The 13,258-nt window shown below is 70.7% G+C and carries 16 protein-coding genes; 6 read left to right on the top strand and 10 right to left on the bottom strand.

Translation table 11 applies throughout. The features are described 5' to 3' along the window. Positions 1 to 318: 318 nt before the first annotated feature. The 5 genes from rpsT to mutM all read right to left on the bottom strand — a co-directional run bounded on the left by rpsT (position 319) and on the right by mutM (position 3,834). On the bottom strand, positions 319 to 588 hold the full coding sequence (rpsT, locus tag Q8Q77_RS19815; RefSeq protein ID WP_305585723.1) for a 30S ribosomal protein S20: 270 nt from the start codon (positions 586 to 588) through the stop codon (positions 319 to 321). Positions 589 to 695: 107 nt separating this feature from the next. Next, a complete protein-coding gene (locus Q8Q77_RS19810) occupies positions 696 to 1,277 on the bottom strand; it encodes a GDSL-type esterase/lipase family protein (protein ID WP_305585722.1) in 582 nt (193 codons plus the stop codon). A gap of 4 nt (positions 1,278 to 1,281) precedes the next feature. Beyond that, positions 1,282 to 2,058: an enoyl-CoA hydratase gene (locus Q8Q77_RS19805; protein WP_305585721.1), complete on the bottom strand. Its 777-nt coding sequence runs from the start codon at positions 2,056 to 2,058 to the stop codon at positions 1,282 to 1,284. 34 nt (positions 2,059 to 2,092) lie between these two features. Next, positions 2,093 to 2,965, bottom strand: coding sequence for a TraB/GumN family protein (locus tag Q8Q77_RS19800; RefSeq protein ID WP_305585719.1), 873 nt, complete (start codon positions 2,963 to 2,965; stop codon positions 2,093 to 2,095). A gap of 5 nt (positions 2,966 to 2,970) precedes the next feature. After that, complete coding sequence (gene mutM / locus Q8Q77_RS19795; RefSeq protein ID WP_305585718.1) at positions 2,971 to 3,834, bottom strand: bifunctional DNA-formamidopyrimidine glycosylase/DNA-(apurinic or apyrimidinic site) lyase; 864 nt, start codon at positions 3,832 to 3,834, stop codon at positions 2,971 to 2,973. Positions 3,835 to 3,885: 51 nt separating this feature from the next. Here mutM and Q8Q77_RS19790 point away from each other — a divergent pair, with 51 nt between their 5' ends. Continuing rightward, entirely contained in the window at positions 3,886 to 4,644 is a 759-nt protein-coding gene (locus Q8Q77_RS19790) for a class I SAM-dependent methyltransferase (RefSeq protein WP_305585717.1), read from the top strand. A gap of 3 nt (positions 4,645 to 4,647) precedes the next feature. Beyond that, positions 4,648 to 6,156: a 2-polyprenylphenol 6-hydroxylase gene (gene ubiB / locus Q8Q77_RS19785; RefSeq protein WP_305585716.1), complete on the top strand. Its 1,509-nt coding sequence runs from the start codon at positions 4,648 to 4,650 to the stop codon at positions 6,154 to 6,156. A 15-nt stretch (positions 6,157 to 6,171) separates the two neighbouring features. Here ubiB and Q8Q77_RS19780 read toward each other — a convergent pair whose 3' ends face one another. Further along, positions 6,172 to 6,672 carry a cupin domain-containing protein gene (locus Q8Q77_RS19780; protein ID WP_305585714.1) on the bottom strand — a complete coding sequence of 167 codons (501 nt, stop codon included), beginning with the start codon at positions 6,670 to 6,672 and terminating at the stop codon, positions 6,172 to 6,174. After that, the gene (locus tag Q8Q77_RS19775) at positions 6,672 to 7,208 is read right to left on the bottom strand and encodes a hypothetical protein (protein ID WP_305585713.1); all 537 of its coding nucleotides are present in this window, start codon (positions 7,206 to 7,208) and stop codon (positions 6,672 to 6,674) included. The genes Q8Q77_RS19780 and Q8Q77_RS19775 overlap by 1 nt, the downstream gene beginning before the upstream one ends. Positions 7,209 to 7,325: 117 nt before the next feature. Here Q8Q77_RS19775 and coaBC point away from each other — a divergent pair, with 117 nt between their 5' ends. Genes coaBC through Q8Q77_RS19760 form a run of 3 tightly spaced genes read left to right on the top strand, consistent with a single transcriptional unit; the run spans position 7,326 to position 9,557 of the window. After that, entirely contained in the window at positions 7,326 to 8,519 is a 1,194-nt protein-coding gene (coaBC, locus tag Q8Q77_RS19770) for a bifunctional phosphopantothenoylcysteine decarboxylase/phosphopantothenate--cysteine ligase CoaBC (RefSeq protein ID WP_305585711.1), read from the top strand. After that, complete coding sequence (gene dut / locus Q8Q77_RS19765) at positions 8,516 to 8,971, top strand: dUTP diphosphatase (protein WP_305585709.1); 456 nt, start codon at positions 8,516 to 8,518, stop codon at positions 8,969 to 8,971. Before coaBC ends, dut begins: the two co-directional genes overlap by 4 nt. A 1-nt stretch (position 8,972) precedes the next feature. Further along, positions 8,973 to 9,557, top strand: a complete 585-nt coding sequence (locus tag Q8Q77_RS19760) for a histidine phosphatase family protein (RefSeq protein WP_305585708.1) — start codon at positions 8,973 to 8,975, stop codon at positions 9,555 to 9,557. On the opposite strand, the gene Q8Q77_RS19755 is transcribed toward Q8Q77_RS19760, so the two are convergent. The 3 genes from Q8Q77_RS19755 to Q8Q77_RS19745 form a co-directional block, all read right to left on the bottom strand. After that, the gene (locus Q8Q77_RS19755; RefSeq protein ID WP_305585707.1) at positions 9,554 to 10,993 is read right to left on the bottom strand and encodes an amidase family protein; all 1,440 of its coding nucleotides are present in this window, start codon (positions 10,991 to 10,993) and stop codon (positions 9,554 to 9,556) included. The two genes, Q8Q77_RS19760 and Q8Q77_RS19755, sit on opposite strands and share 4 nt — an antisense overlap. Positions 10,994 to 11,004: 11 nt before the next feature. Next, on the bottom strand, positions 11,005 to 11,775 hold the full coding sequence (gene dapB, locus Q8Q77_RS19750; protein WP_305585725.1) for a 4-hydroxy-tetrahydrodipicolinate reductase: 771 nt from the start codon (positions 11,773 to 11,775) through the stop codon (positions 11,005 to 11,007). A 73-nt stretch (positions 11,776 to 11,848) separates the two neighbouring features. Next, the gene (locus Q8Q77_RS19745; RefSeq protein ID WP_305585706.1) at positions 11,849 to 12,478 is read right to left on the bottom strand and encodes a glutathione binding-like protein; all 630 of its coding nucleotides are present in this window, start codon (positions 12,476 to 12,478) and stop codon (positions 11,849 to 11,851) included. Positions 12,479 to 12,549: 71 nt separating this feature from the next. On the opposite strand from Q8Q77_RS19745, the gene Q8Q77_RS19740 reads away from it, so the two are divergent. After that, positions 12,550 to 13,173 (top strand): TetR/AcrR family transcriptional regulator, encoded by a 624-nt coding sequence (locus tag Q8Q77_RS19740; RefSeq protein ID WP_305585704.1) that lies wholly within the window; start codon positions 12,550 to 12,552, stop codon positions 13,171 to 13,173. The last annotated feature ends 85 nt before the right edge of the window (positions 13,174 to 13,258 follow it).

Raw genomic sequence — 13,258 nt, 5'->3', positions numbered from 1 at the left:
CCTCGCCGCCGTCTTTTTTCATCCGAGATCAGATGGAAGGACGTCTTAAGACTTGCCACCCTAGTCGGGGCGGTTAGGGGGTCAACGGTGATTCTTCGCGACTCATATCGATATTTTCGTTGACTCAAATCCAGCCCTCGCGCGGCAAGGGAATCTCAATTTCGACGCTCCGTTGACTGAGAAGATTCGCCGCAGTCGCAGCACGACTAGGTGCAGCGCACAAAGAAACGCCCGCGGATCGATCAACCCGCGGGTGCGTCAAAAAGACCAGTTAGATCAGAAAGATGCCGGCCAAGCTTGTCGGCCGGAGCCGCAACCTCAGGCGGCGGCCAGCTTCTTGAGCTGGGCGGCCAGGCGGGAGACTTTCCGCGAGCCGGTGTTCTTGTGGACGACGCCCTTGGAGACGGCGCGCATCAGCTCGGACTGAGCCTCGATGAAGGCGTCCTTGGCGGCGCCCGCGTCACCGGCGGTGACCGCTTCCTCGAACTTGCGCAGGTAGGTGCGCACGCGCGAGCGGCGCGCCTTGTTCACTTCCGTGCGGCGCTCGATCTTGCGGACCGCTTTCTTGGACCCGGGCGTGTTGGCCATGTGTCAGCTCTCAATACGTATCGCGCCCGAACGTCGAACCCGGGCGGGGAAATTGGAGGCGCGGATATACGGGACGGCGGGCCTGGGGTCAATCCGCGCGGGCGGGTTTAATCGGCCAGGGTGAAGGCGATCCAGGCAGGATGGACTGAGATCAGGTCGGCCATGCGCTGATAGCCGCCCGCGCCCGGGTGGGCGCCGTCCCAGGCAAGAGCCTCGGCCTGCCACAGGCCGTCGGCCATCAGCGGCTGCAATACATCGATGAAGGGGACCCGCAGTCTCGCGGCCAGCGCCTTCAGCGTCTCGTTCAGGCCTTCCAGCCGAGCGCAAACGCCGGGGTCGACGACGGGGGGCGGACCCACGAGCAGGACGGGGCAGAGCTCGGCCCCGCCGGTCAGGATGGCCTGTGCGTTTTTCAGGCTTTCGGCCTGGGACAGCCGCGGTCGGCCCTCCTCGAGATGGCAGTCATTGACGCCGAACGAGAAGACCATCCGCATCGGTTCGTAATCGACCATCCGGGGCAGGGCTTCCGCGCGCCACCGCGCGGCGATGTCGCCCGAGGTCTCGCGACGGACGCCGAGGTTATAGATCGTCACCGCGCGTCGGCCGGCCAGGGTCCGACCGATCCAGCCCAGATGGTCGGGATCCCCGGCGCCGGCGACCATCGAGTCCCCGAAGGCGATCAGCCGCACGGCGCTACTTGCCCTTGAAGTCGGGCTTCCGCTTCTCGACGAAGGCGGCCATGCCCTCCTTCTGGTCGTCGAAGGCGAACAGGGAGTGGAACAGGCGCCGCTCCAGGGAGACGCCGGCCGAGAGGGTGGTCTCGTAGGCGGCTTCGACCAGCTCCTTGTTCATCATCACCGCCAGGGGCGATTGGCCGGCGATCTTGGCGGCGGCGGCCAGGGCCTCCTCCAGCAGCTTGTCGACGGGGACCACGCGGCTGACCAGGCCGGCGCGCTCGGCCTCGGCGGCGTCCATCATCCGGGCGGTCAGGATCATGTCCATGGCCTTGGACTTGCCCACGAAGCGGGTCAGGCGCTGGGTGCCGCCGATGCCGGGCGCGACCCCCAGATTGATCTCCGGCTGGCCGAACTTGGCGTTCTCCGCGGCGATGATGAAGTCGCAGAGCATGGCCAGCTCGCAGCCGCCGCCCAGCGCGTAGCCCGCAACCGCGGCGATGATCGGCTTGCGGAACTGCTCGATGCGCCGGGCGCTGGCCCCGAAGAAGTCCTGCTTGAACATCTCGGCGTAGGACTTGTCGGACATCTCCTTGATGTCGGCGCCGGCCGCGAAGGCCCGCTCCGAGCCAGTCAGCACCAGGCAGCGGACGCCGTCATCGGCCTCCGCCGCGTCCAGCGCCGAGCAGAGCTCGGCCAGCAGGGTGCTGTTCAGCGCATTGAGCGCCTCCGGCCGGTTCAGCTTGATCAGGGTGACGGCGTCGTGCGCCTCGACGATAAGGGTTTCGTAGCTCATGCCGGCCTCGCGGGTTTGTCCTTGCGACTGGCCTCTAAGGCCCCTCGACCGAATAGCCAAGCGCTCGCAGCCGAGCGGGCAGGCCGTCGTCGCCCACCAGGTGGCCGACGCCCACCACGACCACGGTGCGGCCCGTTCCCGCCAGGCGGGCGCGAAGGACGCTCAGCCAGCGCTCATTGCGCTGGGTCACCAGCCGCGCATAGAGGCCGGGCGCGGCCTCGCGCAGGGGCCCCAGGGCCTGTTCGTCGATGGCGGCGACGTCACCCACCATCCAGTCGGCCACCAAGGCCTCATAGGCGTCGGGATCGGTCTCCAGTTCGATCAGGCTGCGCTCCAGGGACGCGGCCTGCTCCTTGAGCGGAGCGGAATCGAAGATGGCGACCTGCTCGTCGGGGGTCTCGAAGGCCTTGCGCTGGGCCGAGGCGGGGGCCGAGGCCGAGAGGATCTTCTCCACCCCGGCGGAGGTGTCGGCGCCGGTCCTGCGGAAATGGGCTCCGGCCAGCAGCACCTCGGCGAACCAGGGCTCCAGGCGATCGATCACAGCCAGCCCGACGCCCAGGCTCTCCGAGGCCTTGGCCAGCCGCCTGGCGCCGTCGGGCGACAGCAGGGCGGTGAGGCTCTGGCCTTGCGGCAACAGGCCCTGGGTGGCGGCGAGCTGGGCGACGCGCGCCTCGGACACCGAGTCGATCGGCAGTTCGAACCACAGGTCGTCGGCCTTGGTCAGGGCCGCGTCCAGCTCGGCCGGCCGCCAGTTGAGGCCGGGGCGCAGCACATGGACCGAGCCGAACAGCAGCACCTCGGAATCGGCGTCGCGCACGACCCAGAAGGGCGGCTTGGCCTGGGCCGGCCCGCAGGCGGCCAGGACGAGGGCCAGGAGGCCGGCGAAAAGACCCTTTGAGACGAGCATCCGGATCACTTTTGGCAAGCGGGGCAGAAGAAGGTGGATCGCCCGGCCTGGACCTCCCGGGCGATGACGCCCTTGCAGGCCTCGTTGAGGCAGGGCTGGCCTTCGCGGCCATAGGCGCGGAAGCGATGCTGGAAATAGCCCAACGCCCCGTCGGCGGCGGCGTAGTCGCGCAGGGTGGAGCCGCCGGCGGCGATGGCCTCGCCCAGGACCTCGCGGATGATCTCCACCAGCGGGCCGAGTCTGGCCGGCTTGATCGCGCCGGCCGGCTTGAACGGCGAGATCCGCGCCCGGTTGAGCGCCTCGCAGACATAGATATTGCCTAGGCCCGCCACGATCCTCTGGTCCAGTAGCAGGGTCTTTGGTCCCTGCTTGCGGCCCGCGAAGGCGCCCGCCAGCCGTTCGGCGTTGAAGGCGGGCGACAGGGGTTCGGGGCCGAGGCCGGCGAACCACGGGTGCTGGTCGCGCGCGGCGGTGTCGAGCAGGGCCATGTAGCCGAAACGCCGTGGGTCGTAATAGGTGACCCGTTCACCGGCCTCCGTCTCGAACACGACATGGGCGTGCTTGGGGTCCGGGTCGGCGGCGTAGTGGAACTCGCCGGGCCGCACGGCGCCCTCGGGGCGGGCGATCTCAAAGCGGCCGCTCATGCCCAGGTGCATCACCAGGGTCTCGCCGCGGTCCAGCTCCGCCATCAGATACTTGGCGCGGCGGTCGAGGCGCTGGATGGTCGCCCCGGTCAGCCGCTGGACGAAGCCGTCGGGAAACGGGAACCGCAGATCGGCCCGGCGAGCCTCCACCCGGGCCAGGCGGGCGCCCTCCAGCACCGGCTGCAAGCCGCGGCGGACGGTCTCGACCTCGGGAAGTTCCGGCATGAAACGTGGAGTGGCATGGCGTCGCGCGCGCGACAAGGCTAAGACGCGTCCATGACCGGACCCGCCGCCACCTTCGGATTCCGCGACGTCGATCCCGCCGAGAAGCCTCGCCTGGTGCGCGGCGTCTTCGACCGTGTCGCCAGCCGCTACGACCTGATGAACGACCTGATGAGCGGCGGCGTCCATCGGCTGTGGAAGGACGCCGCCGCCGCGCGCCTGAACCCCCAGCCGGGCGAGACCATCGTCGACTGCGCCGGCGGCACCGGCGACATGGCGCGGCGGTTCGCCAGGATGGCGCGCCGCGCGCAGGAACGCCGGGGCGGCCCCGACGCCTCGGTGATCGTGGTCGACTACAACGCCGAGATGATCGCCGCCGGCCGCGAGCGGGGCGGGGAGCCGGAGATCGTCTGGGCCGTGGGCGACGCCCAACGTCTGCCCCTGCCCGACGCCAGCGCCAACGCCTATGTGATCTCCTTCGGCATCCGCAACGTCACCGATATCTCCGCGGCCCTGGCGGAGGCGCGGCGCGTGCTGAAGCCGGGCGGGCGGTTCCTGTGCCTGGAGTTCTCACGGCCGGCCACGGAGGCCCTGCGCAAGGCCTATGACGCCTATTCCTTCAAGGTGATCCCGCGGATCGGGGAATGGGTCGCGGGCGATCGCGACAGCTACCAGTACCTGGTGGAGAGCATCCGGCGGTTCCCCGACCAGAAGGCCTTCATGGGCCTGATCGAAAAGGCCGGCTTCAGCCGCGCGGGCTACACCAACTTCACCGGCGGGGTCGCCGCCCTGCACCACGGATGGGCGATCTAGCCGGTGGGCGGGTTGGCGGCGTTCGGGCGGCTCACGGCCGCGGGCTGGAGGCTGGCGCGCAACGACGCCCTGCTGCCGCGCGAACTGGACGCCCTCTATCCGCCCGCCGCGCGGACCCTGGGCAAGGCGCTGCGCCTGCTGGCCGGGCGCCAGGCGCGCGAGGGCCGGCCGGGCGAGCGGCTCGCGCGCACGCTCGAGCACCTGGGGCCGGTGGCGATCAAGCTCGGTCAGCTGCTCTCCACCCGCGCCGACATCTTCGGGATCGAATTCGCCCAGGACCTGTCGCGGCTGAAGGACGCCTTGGAGCCCTTTCCCACCGAGACCGCCCGCCGCGAGGTCGAGCTGACCCTGGGCCGTCCGGTGGCGAGCCTGTTCTCGGCCTTTGGCGAGCCGGTGGCCGCCGCCTCGCTGGCCCAGGCGCATGAGGCGACCCTCCTCGATGGGCGGCGCGTGGCGGTCAAGGTGCTGCGCCCCGGGATCGGCCGCCGGGTGGCGGACGACGCCGAGGTCCTGACCCTGGCCGCGCGCCTGGTGGAGCGCTGGTCGGCGCCCGCGCGGCGGCTGGAGCCCAGGGCGCTCGCCGCCACGGTGATCCGCGCCACGGAACTGGAGCTCGACCTGCGCCTGGAGGCGGCCGGCGGCGACGAGTTGGCCCAGGTCATGGCCAAGGACGGCTACATGTCCGCGCCGAAGGTGGTGTGGGAGGGCGTGGGCAAGCGGGTCCTGACCCAGGAATGGGCCCCGGGGACCGCGCTTTCCGATCCCGCCGCCCTGGAGTTGGAGGGCCTGGATCGCCGCGCCCTGGCCGACAAGCTGATCCGCGCCTTCCTGGCCCAGGCCCTGGACCACGGCGTGTTCCACGCCGACCTGCACGAGGGGAACCTGTTCGTCGCCGCGCCGGCGCAGCTGACAGCGGTGGATTTCGGGATCATCGGGCGCCTCGACGCCGCCGAGCGGCGCTATCTCGCCGAGATCCTCTGGGGCTTCCTGCAGCGCGACTACGACAAGGTCGCCCAGACCCATTTCGACGCCGGCTACGTGCCGCGCGGTCACTCGGTGGCGGCCTTCGCCCAGGCCCTGCGGGCGGTGGGCGAGCCGGTGTTCGGCCGCAGCGCCAGCGATGTCTCCATGAGCCGGGTCCTGACCCAGCTCTTCGAGATCACCGCCCTGTTCGACATGCGCCTGCAGCCACAGCTCGTGCTGCTGCAGAAGACCATGATGACCGTGGAGGGCGTGGCCCGCCGGATCGATCCGGAACACGACATCTGGGCGGCCGCCGATCCGGTGGTCCGCCGCTGGATGCTGCGCGAGCTCTCGCCGGCCGCCCGCGCGAAACGCTACGCCGAAGAGGCGGTCAGCGCCCTGCGCAATCTCGCCCGCCTGATCGAGGCCCCACCCCAGGCCACGGCCGTCGCCGTGGTCGAGGACCGCGGCGGCGCCCCCCTCCTCTGGTTCGCCGTCGGCGCGGCGGTGTCGGGGCTAGTGTTCCTGGTCGCGGCCTGGCTGTTCTAGGCGCAGCCAGACCCGTCAGTCGTCGATCCGCATCCGCGCGAACCATTCCTCCGCCGACAGCTCCTCCACCCCGTCAGGGCCGAACAGGGCCATGCGGTTGTTGCGGAAGATGGTGGTCTTGCCGATGGTCGGCATGTCGGCGACCTCGACCTTGCTGCGTTCGCCGACCGTCAGATAGACGAGGTCGACCTCGCCGGTGTTGACCAGGTGATGGACCACGCCGTCGGTCGGGAAGCCGATGAAGTCGCCGGGCGCGATCGCCTGGGCCGCCCCGTCCAGCACCACCTGGCCGGTTCCGCAGATCACCAGCACCATCTCTTCTTCCACCGAGTGGGCGTGGGGAATGAAGCTCTCCTTGCCCGGCGGGATGCGGATGATGTTGGCGCCGAGCCGGGTGAGGCCGCTGAGGTCTCCCACCCGGATCATGCTCATCTCGGAGGCCGGGTTGAACGGATGGCGGCCCCGGAAGGCCCGGCTCCAGTCGAGATCGGCGTGGGCGATGAGGTGCCTGGCCATCAGCTGTCGCCGCTGTCGCGACGATCCGACCTCGCCGTCCGTCGCTTGCCCTCGCGGGATTTCTGCTCGTCCCAGTAGGCCGCCCCCTCGTCGGGCTTGAACATGGTCCTGGGCGCGCCGGCCTTGGTGACCACGGCGAAGACGTTGCCCTTCGGGTCGTAGAGCATGACGTCGCCGTTGGTGCGCGTCAGGCGCTCCGTCCCGGCAGGCGGATCCTCGACGAAGGCGTGGGCCTTGCGGACGAAGTCGTCCAGGTTCCTGGCGCCGAAGGCCTCGCCGTTGCGCTCGAAGCTGCGCTGGGCGTTCTCCTCGGCGCTGCCCCGGCGGCTGGCCGACCAGATCGGCTTGCCGTCGATCTCGCGCACCGGCTCGTCGCGCCGTTCGGCCTGCGCGGTCCGGGTGTCCGATCCCTCGTCCCGCGACGCGGTCGCCGCCGGGGAGACGTCGTCCTTCTTGGCCACGGCCGAAGGCCGTTCGCAGGCGGCCAGCAACACCAGCGCCAGGCCCGCGCTCAACGCAATCTTGTAACCCGCCATTCCCGTCCCTCCAGATACACGGTTAAGCTGCGGAACAAATTAAGAACATAAACGCTGGTTTGTCCAGCGCCCGTGTTTGCCCTATGACCGAGGACCTTCCAGTAGGGGCGTCAAACCTTGTCGGACCAACGGATTCTGCTGATCGTCGGGGGCGGGATCGCCGCCTATAAGACGCTCGAACTCACCCGCCTGCTGCGCAAGGCCGGGATCGGGGTGCGGCCCATCCTCACTCAGGCGGGGGCCGAGTTCGTCACCCCCCTGTCGCTGGCGGCCCTGGCCGAGGACAAGGTCTATTCACAGCTCTTCTCGCTGACCGACGAGGCCGAGATGGGCCATATCGAGCTGTCGCGCTCGGCCGACCTGGTGGTCGTGGCGCCGGCCACCGCCGACCTGATGGCCAAGGCGGCCCACGGCCTGGCCGGGGACCTGGCCTCGACCACCCTGCTGGCCACCGACAAGCCCGTCCTGATGGCCCCGGCCATGAACGTGCGCATGTGGGAACACCCAGCCACCCGCCGCAATCTCGCGACCCTGAAGGCCGACGGCGTGCTGTTTGTCGGCCCCGACGAGGGGGCCATGGCCTGCGGCGAGTTCGGCTTCGGCCGCATGGCCGAGCCCGCCGCCATCTTCGACGCGATCGTCGAGGCCCTGCGCGGCCCCGTGGCCCGGCCCCTCGCCGGCAAGCGCGCCATCGTCACCGCCGGCCCCACCGCCGAGCCCCTGGACCCCGTGCGCCTGCTCACCAACCGATCCAGCGGCAAGCAGGGTTTCGCTATCGCCAGGGCCCTGGCCGATCTCGGCGCCGAGGTGACCCTGGTCGCAGGCCCGGTCAATGTCGCGACCCCGGTTGGGGTGAAACGGGTGGATGTCGAGACCGCGCGCCAGATGCTGGCGGCCTGCGAGGGCGCCCTGCCGGCCGACATCGCCGTCTGCGTCGCCGCCGTGGCCGACTGGCGGCCGGCCGACGAGGCGGGGACCAAGATGAAGAAGGACGGAAGCGGCCCGCCGTCCATCGCCCTGGTCGAGAACCCCGACATCCTGGCCACGCTCTCGGCCTCCGCCCTGCGCCCCAAGCTGGTGGTCGGCTTCGCCGCCGAGACCCACGACGTGGAGGCCTACGCCAAGGCCAAGCTCGCCCGGAAGGGCTGCGACTGGATCGTGGCCAACGACGTCAGCGTCGAGGGCGTGATGGGTGGGGATGACAACACGGTGTCTATCGTCACGGCCCAGGGAATCGAGCGATGGGAGCGGACTGCTAAGACCGAGGTGGCGCGCAAGCTCGCCGCCCGCATGGCCGAGGAGCTCAAGTGAAGCCGACCGTTCCCGTCAAACGCCTGCCGCACAATTCCGACCTGCCGCTGCCGGCCTACGAGACCGTGGACGCCGCCGGCATGGACCTGCGCGCCGCCGTGTCCGAAGGTGAGCCGATCGTCCTGCAGCCGATGGCGCGGGCGGCCGTGCCGACCGGCCTGGCCTTCGCCATCCCCCCGGGCTTCGAGGGCCAGGTTCGGCCGCGCTCGGGCCTGGCGCTGAAGTCGGGCGTCACCTGCCTCAATACGCCGGGCACGGTCGACGCCGACTATCGCGGCGAGGTGAAGGTGATCCTGATCAATCTTGGGGCCGAGGACTTCACGATCCGCCGCGGCGACCGCATCGCCCAGATGATCATCGCCCCGGTGACCCAATCGGTCCTGGCCGAGGTGGAGAGCCTGGACGACACGGTGCGCGGCGCCGGCGGCTTCGGCTCGACGGGCGGCCGCTAGGGTGGAGCTGATCCTCATCCGCCACGGCCTGCCCGTGCGCAGCGACACCCATGCCGACCCCGAGCTTTCCGACGAGGGCCACGACCAGGCCCGGCGCGTGGCGCGCTGGCTGGCCGACGACGGGGTCGACGCGGCTTGGTCCAGCCCCATGCGGCGCGCGGTCCAGACCGCCGAGCCCTTCGTGGCGCTCGGCGGCCACGCCCTGCGCCTGCACGAGGGCGTGGCGGAGTTCGACCGCGACTCCGGCGCCTATGTGCCCATGGAGGTGCTGAAGCGCGAGGACTACGCCGCCTGGAGGGCCCTGGCCGAGGGCGGCCACGACATCGACGTCGCCGCTTTCCAGGCCGCGGTCGTCTCGGCCCTGGAAGAGGTGATCGCCGCCCATCCGGGCCAGCGCGTCGCGGTCTTCTGCCACGGCGGGGTGATCAATGTCTGGACCGCCCACATCCTGCGCATGGAGCCGCGGCTGTTCTTCGAGCCGGGCTACACCAGCGTACACCGCTTCATGTGCGCCCGCGGCGGCCAGCGCGCCGTGGTCAGCCTGAACGAGCGCGCCCACCTGCGTGAGGTGGCTTCGGCGATCTAGGCCGACGGCGGGGCGATAAAGCCCCGCAGGCTTTCGTCGATCGCCTGGGCGACCGCCAGGGTGCGGGAGTCGGCGCCGCGCGGCCCGATGATCTGAACCCCCACGGGAAGGCCCGAGATCGAGAGCCCGGCCGGCACGGTGGTGGCGGGGAGGTGGCAGGCGGTGGCCAGCGCGATCCAGTTCAGCATCGACGTATAGGGGATCTGGCCGCCGTCGGAGCGCCGTAGCCGCCGGGCCTGGAACGGGCGGTGGTCGTGCGGGAAGGCCGTGACCGGCGTCACCGGGGCCAGGATCACGTCGAAGCGCCGGAACACATCGCTCATGGTGTGGCCAAGGCGGGCGCGAACCTCGTCGGCGGCGATCCACTCGGCGTGGGTGGCGGCGTAGGAACGGGTCAATCCGGCCCACGACTGCGGGCCGGCGCCCAGCTTCAAGGCCAGGCCGGCCGGCCCCCGCATCAGCCGCATCCGGCGCTGCAGCTTCGGCGGCATGTCGGTCCCCAGGATCGCGCCGAGCAGGACCTGGTAGGCGTCCATCAGCTGGTCGGCGGGCACGGGGCTGGAGATCGGCTGGACCTGGGCGCCGAGGCTGGCGAGTTCGCCCGCGAAGGCCGCGACCACCGCGCGGACCTCGGGGTCCAGGGGAAAGCCCGGCTCGTCCAGCCACAGGCCGACCCGCAGGACGGCGAGGTCGGCGGGATCGGCCCGGGGCGCGATCGGCCCGGTCTCGATCACCGAGAGCAGCAGGCGCAGGTCCCGCGCCGACCGGGCCATGGGCCCGACCACATTGAGGTCGCGCTCGCCATGTGCGCCGGGGGCGGGCGGCACATGACCGCGCTGCGAGACCATCCCCCAGGTGGGCTTGTGCGAGTACACCCCGCAGAAACTGGCCGGGACCCGCAGGGACCCGCCGATGTCCGACCCGATCTCCAGGGCCGTGACGCCGACGGCCAGGGCGGCGGCGGCCCCGCCGGAGGAGCCGCCCGTGGTCCGGGTGGGATCCCACGGGTTGTTCGAGGTCCCGTAGAGGGCGTTGAAGGCCTGCCAGTCCCCCGCCATCACCGGCACGTTGGTCTTGCCCCAGATCACCGCGCCCGCGTGCCGGGCGTGGGCGACGGCTGTCGCGTCGTCGGGCTTGCGTCGGCGCAGGGCCTCCAGTCCCGAGGAGGCCGGCAGGCCGATCACGTCCAGGGTGTCCTTGATGGTCATCGGCAGGCCGGCCAGCGGGCCCAGGGTCTCGCCGCGCAGGCGCAGGTCGTCCACGGCTTTGGCCATGTCCAGGGCGCGCTCCGGATCGGCGGCGATCACGGCGTTCAGGGTCGCGTGGGTCTGCTCGTGACGGTCGAGGGAGAGTCTCAGGAGCTCGACGGCTGAGACGTCCTTGGCCGTCAGGGCGGCGAGCTGGCCGGTAGCGTCGCGGTCCAGGAGGTCGGCCATGGTCGCGTCTCCTATTTGAGGCCGAGCACGTCCTGCATGTCGTAGCGCCCCGGGGGCTTGCCCGCGACCCAGCGGGCGGCCTCGACCGCGCCCCGGGCGAACAGGCCCCGGTCGCGGGCCGAGTGGCTGATAGTCAGAATCTCATCGTCGGCGGCGAAGGTCACCGAGTGCTCGCCGATGATGTCGCCGCCGCGCATGACGGAGAAGCCGATGTCGCCCGGCGTCCGCGGGCCGGTGTTCCCCTCCCGCGCGCGGGTCGCCGCCAGGGCGAGGTCCACGCCGCGGCCCTTGGCGGCGGCCTCTCCCAGCATCAGGGCGGTTCCGGACGGGGCGTCGACCTTGCGCCGGTGGTGGGCCTCGAAGATCTCGATGTCGTAGGCCTCGGGCCCCAGCGCCCGGGCGGCCTGGGCCACCAGGCCCAGCAGCATGTTGACCCCCAGCGAGAAGTTGCCGGCCTGGACGATGGCGACCTTTTCGGCCGCCTTGGCGATGACGGCGAGGTCCTGGTCGGAGAGGCCGGTGGAGCCGATCACCAGGGCCGGCCCGCCGCGCGCCGCGCAGGCCTGGGCCAGGGCCACCGAGGCCGCGGGGGTGGTGAAGTCGATGACCACGTCGGCGGCGTCGAGCGCCGTGTCCTGGTCCGTCAGGCCCTCGCCGGTTGCGCCCGGACGGTCAAACCGGCCGGCCAGGGCTAGGTCCTCGCGGCCGGCGGCCACGGCGGCCACGGCCTGGCCCATGCGGCCGAGCGCGCCGGCGACGCTGATACGGATGGGCGCGGTCAGGGGAGTTCTCCGGCGGGCGAGGACATCTGGAGCGCTAGTCTCCCGTCCACGCCCGCCGGGTCAACTCGAAAGCTTAGGCGGCCTGCTGGAAGAGGGTGAACTCCTCCTTCAGGGCGCGGGCCACGGCCGGGCGGGCGCTGACGCGGTCGCGATAGGCGGCGATGGCTGGCCACTTGGCCAGGTCGATGCCCACGAACTGGGCCCAGTTCAGCACCGCCATCAGATAGGCGTCGGCCACGCTGAACCGGTCGATCAGGTACTCGCGGCCTTCCAGGTGGTCGTTCAAATAGTCGAAGCGCTCGTCCGCGCCCTCGCGGGCGAAGGCCTTGGCGCCGTCGTTGGACTTGGACGAGAGCAGGGGATTGAACACCAGCTTGTGCAGCTCGGTCCCCACGAAGCTCAGCCACTGTTGCAGGCGGTAGCGCTCGGGCGAGCCGGCGTCGGGGGCGAGCCCGGCGTCGGGGAAGGCGTCGGCCAGGTACTGCAACACCGCGGCGTTCTCTGTGATCACCTCGCCGTCGTCGGTGCGAACGGCCGGCACCAGGCCCTTGGCGTTGATTGTGCGGTAGTCGACGCCGCCGCCCTTGATGGTCTTGGTCTTGGCGTCGACCTGGTTCAGGGAGACCTTGCCTTCGGCCCCGGCCTCATAGACGGCGATACGGGTGGAGAGCGAACAGGCGAGCGGGGAGAAGTAGACGTCCATGGGGAAACCTGCGTCGTTGATTTCCGTACCGTTCCGCATAAAATAGGTTGTCGTCAAGGATTTACTGCGAAGTGGTACAAAAAGAACCTTCAGGCTCCAGCCGGCCGCGCGGCCGGCCGCGCGCCTACGATCCGGCGACCGCGCTCGGCAAGGCGCGCGACGCCTTCTGGCGGAACGGCTTCTCCGCCACCTCGCTGGACGACCTGTCGGCCGCCACCGGCCTCAACCGCCCCAGCCTCTACGGGGCCTTCGGAGACAAGAAGGCGCTCTACATGGCCACCCTGCAGCGTTCGCGATCCGAAATGCTGGGCGGGCTGGAGCGGGGCCTGGCCCAGCCGGGACCGCTGCGCGACGTACTCAAGACCATCTTTTCCGGCGCCTCGGCCATCTACCGCTCGGGCGATGAGGCCCAGCGCGGCTGCTTCCTGATCGGTACGGCGGTGACCGAGAGCGTCGCCGATCCCGATGTCCGCAACCTGCTCGACCAGGTGTTCGGCGAGTTGGACTCGGGCTTCGCCGCGCGCATGGCCGCCAGTCCCGACGAGCTGGCGCCCGGGGCCGATCCCCTGGCCATGGGCAGCCTTGCTACGGCGATCCTGCACACCCTGGCGGTCCGTGCCCGGACGGGGGCCGACGAAGCGTCGCTGAAGGCGATCTACGAGGCCGGCGTCGACCTCATCTGCCCACGGCCCTGAAACCCCCCAGCAAAGCTTACCGTGGGACGGTTGTGATGCGCGGCCGGGCTCTATAGGTTGGCGCCCTCCAAATCCAAGCCCGCCC

It is taken from the genome of Phenylobacterium sp. (assembly GCF_030698145.1).
GTDB lineage: Bacteria > Pseudomonadota > Alphaproteobacteria > Caulobacterales > Caulobacteraceae > Phenylobacterium.
The sequence above is the reverse complement of the archived record's forward strand: the minus strand, read 5'-3'. Positions and strand labels throughout refer to the sequence as shown.

Bases quoted from the DNA above. Each gene is read 5' to 3' on its own strand.
- Q8Q77_RS19780 (WP_305585714.1), bottom strand. From the start codon at position 6,672: ATGGCCAGGCACCTCATCGCCCACGCCGATCTCGACTGGAGCCGGGCC.
- rpsT (WP_305585723.1), bottom strand. From the start codon at position 588: ATGGCCAACACGCCCGGGTCCAAGAAAGCGGTCCGCAAGATCGAGCGC.
- Q8Q77_RS19805 (WP_305585721.1), bottom strand. From the start codon at position 2,058: ATGAGCTACGAAACCCTTATCGTCGAGGCGCACGACGCCGTCACCCTG.
- mutM (WP_305585718.1), bottom strand. From the start codon at position 3,834: ATGCCGGAACTTCCCGAGGTCGAGACCGTCCGCCGCGGCTTGCAGCCG.
- Q8Q77_RS19790 (WP_305585717.1), top strand. From the start codon at position 3,886: ATGACCGGACCCGCCGCCACCTTCGGATTCCGCGACGTCGATCCCGCC.
- Q8Q77_RS19775 (WP_305585713.1), bottom strand. From the start codon at position 7,208: ATGGCGGGTTACAAGATTGCGTTGAGCGCGGGCCTGGCGCTGGTGTTG.
- Q8Q77_RS19745 (WP_305585706.1), bottom strand. From the start codon at position 12,478: ATGGACGTCTACTTCTCCCCGCTCGCCTGTTCGCTCTCCACCCGTATC.
- Q8Q77_RS19800 (WP_305585719.1), bottom strand. From the start codon at position 2,965: ATGCTCGTCTCAAAGGGTCTTTTCGCCGGCCTCCTGGCCCTCGTCCTG.
- Q8Q77_RS19755 (WP_305585707.1), bottom strand. From the start codon at position 10,993: ATGGCCGACCTCCTGGACCGCGACGCTACCGGCCAGCTCGCCGCCCTG.